Consider the following 3,014-nt stretch of genomic DNA (forward strand, 5'->3'; position numbering starts at 1 on the left):
CTCATGTTTCCGACGACGCTCAGCATCGCAACCATCGTCAATTCGTTGAAGACCACATCTTCGCGCTTGATTCGCACGAAGCATCCCGGAGTGCTTGAGGGAGGGAAAACGGGGCTCTTCTGGTCCCGCTCCTATTTCGCCGCCACGGCGGGCGGAGTAACCCTCGACGTGCTCAAGCGCTATGTGGAGATGCAGCGGGAAGCATAACGCCCGAAGCCTTTGCCGCCATTCCTCCCCGCCCTGACGGGCGAGGGTTCCTGGCGGATCTTGCTGAGCAGACGCATAGGACAAGCGCGGACAAGGAGGCGGACGTGAGGAGGAGGGTCGCCCGGGAGGAAATCCCGAACGGCCCTTGGGGAGCGGCGCAGGAGAGGAGGGACTTGACACACTCCCCGCCCTGAAGGACGGGGCTTGCGCGAGGCCGGATTTTTGGTCAGCGGCGCTTCACGGTGAGGGTGATCGACGTACTGCGCCCGAGGTCGTCCGTGGCGGTGAGGCGGTGCACGCCCGGTTCGGCCTCCCATTCGAGGGGCTTCTCCTTCGCCGCGGCGCCGATGAAGTGCGATCCCGCGTACCAATAGAGGACCTTGGCGTCCGGGTCGGTGCCGGCGCGCAGGAGCGTCCTCGCCCGGCCATCCGCGCCTCCCGCATAGAGCACCGCGCCCGCCCTCGGGGCAGTGATCACGGGCGGCCGGCCGCCGGGCTCGCCCGTCACCCGTTCGCACCCGGCCTCATACGGGGGCGGCGGGCGCTTCACGACGCCCGCTTCGAGAAAGACCTTCTGGAAGTGCGTGGGCCAGAACTCCCAGACCACGGACTTCACGCCTTCGCCCGGCGCACAGGCGCGCAGCCCCGTCGCTTCGCGTACGAGGATTTCGCGGAAGACCCCGGAGGAGCGCACCGAGGTTTTGCCGGGCAGGATCCAGGCGAGCGTCTTCTCGGGGCAGGGCGATCGGTCGAGGTCGCCCGTCGCCGTGCAGACGGTCTCGAGCGCGACCTTGAGCTTCCCTTCCGCCGCCTCGTCCTGCGGAATCACCGGATCGGGCCAGTCGAGGGACTTTTCAGCGGCGAGCCGCAGGGCGGCCGCCTTGAAGAGCGGCGCGGCCAAGGCCGCGCCCTGGAGCTGCGGGTTGGGGGCGCCCGCGAAGTCGCCGAGCCACGTGACGATCACGTAGGGCCCGACCGAACCCGCCGTCCAGGCGTCGCGCCAGCCGTTGCTCGTGCCCGTCTTGTAGAGGAGGTCGAACTTTTCGCCCCGCACCGTCATCGTCTCGCCCCGGGAGGCGAGCATGCGGCGCAGCACGAAGGCCGCCTCGCGTGAGATCACCTCCCCTTGGGCGGGAGCCGCTTCGCTTTCGAGCACGCGCACGGGCCGCAGCACCGCGTCGTTCGCGAGCATCGCGTAGAGCTTTGCGAGGTCGTGCATCGTCGTCTCGGCGCCGCCCAGCACGATAGAGAGGCCGTACCAGTCCTTGTCGTGGGGGAGCGCGACGCCGGACTTTCTGAGAAGCTCCCAGAGCCCAGGGTTCAGGCGCCGCTCGAGGTCCACCGCGGGGACGTTGCGCGAGAGGACGAGGGCGTTCTCGGCCGAGAGCGGCCCGCGGAAGGTGCCGTCGGCGTTCTCGGGCGCCCAGCCGCCGAAGCTCTGCGGGCGGTCGATCAGAATGGTCTTCTCGTGGATGAGCCCCTGGTCGAGCGCGAGCCCGTAGACGAAGGGCTTCAGGGTCGAGCCGGGGCTGCGCCGCGCCGTCCAGGCGCTCACTTCGCCCGCGATCGAGGCGTCGTGGAAGTCCGCCGACCCCACGAGCGCGAGCAGGGCGCGTGAGCGCGCGTCCACCACCGCGAGGGCGGCGTTCCGTACGCCCCAGGGCTTGAGGCGCGCGACGGTTTCGGCGACCAGCTCCTCGAGGTTCTTCTGGAGCGCAAGGTTGAGCGTCCCGACGGCGGTCGTGAGGTGCGCGCGCCGCATGTGCGCGAGCGCCGTGCGCACATAGTGGGGTGCGGGCGCGGGGAGCGCATCGGGTTCAAAGCTTTTGAGCGGCGCGCGCACGGCGTCGGCGAAGCGCGAGGGCCAGGCGCCCGCGCGGATCATCGCGCTCCCCAGGCGGATGCGGGCGTGGTCGAGCGCATCGTTCCCTCCGGCGCGCGGTCGGCGCTTCACCGGGTTCTGCGCAATGACGGCGAGGGCCGAGGCCTGCGCCGCCGAGAGGAGCTTCGGGGACTTGTGGAACCACACGCGCGCGGCCGCCCCCACGCCCTCGACGTTGCCGCCGTAGGGTGCGAGGTTGAGGTAGGCCTCGAGGATCTCGTCCTTCGAGTAGTGCGCCTCGTAGCGCAGCGCGTGCCAGATCTGGCGGAGCTTCCCGCGGGGCGTGCTCGTCTCAAGTCCGAGGCGCATGCGCGCCAACTGCATCGTGATCGTGGAGGCCCCCATGCGCCGTTCGCCGAGAAGCGTCTCCACCGCCGCGCGCACGATCGAGCCGGGATTGACGCCGTGGTGGCTGCGGAAGAGCCGGTCCTCGTAGAAGAGCGTCGCCTCGAGCACCTTCGGGTCGATCTCGGCGAGCGGCGTCTTCATGCGGTAGACGCCGTCCTTCGCCGGGGTGAGGCGCAGCAGCGCCCCGTCGGCGGAGTAGAGGGTCGTGGAGAACGCAACTCCGTCGAGAAGCGGCGGCGGGGCGGAGCGCTCCGCCGCCTGCCAGACGGAATGGACCGCGCCCACGGCCGCGACCGCGACAATCGCGCAGACGAGGAGCGCCGCCGCCGTGCGGCGCAGAAACCGCACGGGGTCGGCGTCGTCGGCGGGCCGCGTGCGGCCGTGACGGGACTTCGCCTTCTCCTTCGCCTCGGAAGCGGCGAGGGGCGGAGTCGCCCCGGCGCCGGCCGCGGCGGAGTTCCCGGCGGGTTCGGGGCGTTCGGACGGCGGCGCCGCGGGAGGGGGGTCAGGCGGCCCAACCGCCCCGGGCGTCTGATCAGCCGGTGCGGCCGCCTTGGGGTCGGGCGCCGGCGCTTTG

2 protein-coding genes are annotated in these 3,014 nt (G+C 71.0%); one reads left to right on the forward strand and one right to left on the reverse strand.

Features of this window, described 5'->3' with window-relative positions:
* The coding region (locus ACT6Y9_RS09970; protein WP_443744415.1) for a transposase at nt 1-207 on the forward strand (207 nt) is incomplete at its 5' end.
* A 226-nt stretch (nt 208-433) separates the two neighbouring features.
* Here ACT6Y9_RS09970 and pbpC read toward each other — a convergent pair.
* Nucleotides 434-3,014: penicillin-binding protein 1C (gene pbpC / locus ACT6Y9_RS09975; RefSeq protein ID WP_443744416.1), on the reverse strand; the 2,581-nt coding region annotated here is incomplete at its 5' end.

Source organism: Sutterella sp. (genome assembly GCF_052272535.1).
Taxonomy (GTDB): Bacteria; Pseudomonadota; Gammaproteobacteria; order Burkholderiales; family Burkholderiaceae_F; genus Sutterella.